Source organism: Streptomyces solincola (genome assembly GCF_002982015.1).
In the GTDB taxonomy this organism is placed as follows: Bacteria; Actinomycetota; Actinomycetes; order Streptomycetales; family Streptomycetaceae; genus Streptomyces; species Streptomyces solincola.
Genome location: NZ_PVLV01000702.1, coordinates 1 through 1,343 on the forward strand (window position 1 = coordinate 1; position 1,343 = coordinate 1,343).

2 protein-coding genes are annotated in these 1,343 nt (G+C 74.8%); both read right to left on the reverse strand.

Going from position 1 to position 1,343, the window contains the following annotated elements; translation table 11 throughout:
- Positions 1–589: DedA family protein (locus C6N75_RS29505; RefSeq protein WP_105871897.1), on the reverse strand; the 589-nt coding region annotated here is incomplete at its 3' end.
- Between the two features lie 145 nt (positions 590–734).
- Positions 735–1,193, reverse strand: coding sequence for a DoxX family protein (locus C6N75_RS29510; protein WP_105871896.1), 459 nt, complete (start codon positions 1,191–1,193; stop codon positions 735–737).
- Between the last annotated feature and the right edge of the window lie 150 nt (positions 1,194–1,343).

Here is a 1,343-nt window from a genome sequence, read left to right on the forward strand (position 1 = left end):
AAGAGTGAGGGGGTGGGGTGGCGGCCGGGGGGCGGCGGATGAGGCAGAGGGCCAGTGCGCCGGCGAGGAAGAGGGCGAGGACGGGGACGGCCAGGGCGGTCCAGGTGGTGCCCAGCCACTGGCGGCCGAGGTAGCCGAGGGCGACGCTGTAGGTGGCCCAGGCGGCACCGGCGAGGGCGGACCAGGGGAGGAAGTGGGCCGCGCGGCGGCGGGCGGCGCCGGCGGCGAGGGAGACCACGGAGCGTCCGGCCGGGGCGAAGCGGGCCACCACGACGAGGGCGCCGCCGCCGCGGGCCAGGGCGGTGCCGAGTCGTTCCTGCGCCCGGCGCAGCCTGGGGGAGCGGGCCACCGCGCGGTGCAGCCGGGACCTGCCGTGCCAGGCGAGGCGGTAGGCGGCCAGGTCGCCGAGGAGGGAGGCGGCGGCCGCGCAGAGCACCAGCGCGGGCAGGGAGCCGTCGCCGGCCGCGGCCACGGTGGCGGCGGTGACGAGGAGGACGCCGCTGGGCAGGATGGGCAGGAAGACGTCCAGGAGTACCGAGAGGGCCACCGCCGCGTAGATCCACGGGCCGGCGGCCACGCTTTCGAGCACCTTCACTCCCCGGGTCCGGTCAGCCCCCGGTCCCTGCGGGCGGTCCCCGTGCCGCGGCGGCTTGGCTGGAAGCGTACGCGCAGCGCCCGCCCGGAGGGGCACCCGGGCGGGCGCTGGAGAGATGTGCGAGTCGGCGCCGGGCGGCTCAGGCGGTGGCCGGCCGGGGGTCGGCCGTGCGGTTGCGCTCGCGGAGGGTGGTGAACAGCGAGCCGAGGGAGAGGGCGCCTGGGCCGGTGAAGACAAGCAGCAGCATGGTCCAGCAGAACAGCACCGCCGACTCGCCGGAGTTCTCCAGCGGGAAGAGCGCGTTCGGCTGGTGGGCGCTGAAGTACGCGTACGCCATGGAGCCGGAAGCGACGAACGCGGCGCTGCGGGTGCCGGTGCCGAGCATGACCAGCAGGCCGGTGACGAGCTGGATCACCGCCGCGTACCAGGTCGGCCAGGTGCCGGCCGCGACGGTGCCGCCGCCGTGTGCTCCGCCGAGCACGCCGAACAGGGCCGCGGCGCCGTGGCAGAGGAAGAGCAGGCCGACGACCATGCGGAACAGCCCGACGGCGTAGGGGCGTGACTGGTCCAGGCGCGCGGTGAGGGGGTGGGAGGACATGGGACTCCTTCGGTTGGGGACGGAACCGATGGGGCCTTAGGTTAGGGGAGCCTAATATGTGCTTGCAAGTTCAACATTCTGCCATCGGGGAGGAACGGCGGCCGGAGGGTGGAGTGAGGTATTCCGTTACCGGGGGGAAGTGCGTCGGCG

Excerpts from the sequence above, each read along its gene's own strand:
- C6N75_RS29510 (WP_105871896.1), bottom strand. The coding sequence starts at position 1,193 with ATGTCCTCCCACCCCCTCACCGCGCGCCTGGACCAGTCACGCCCCTAC.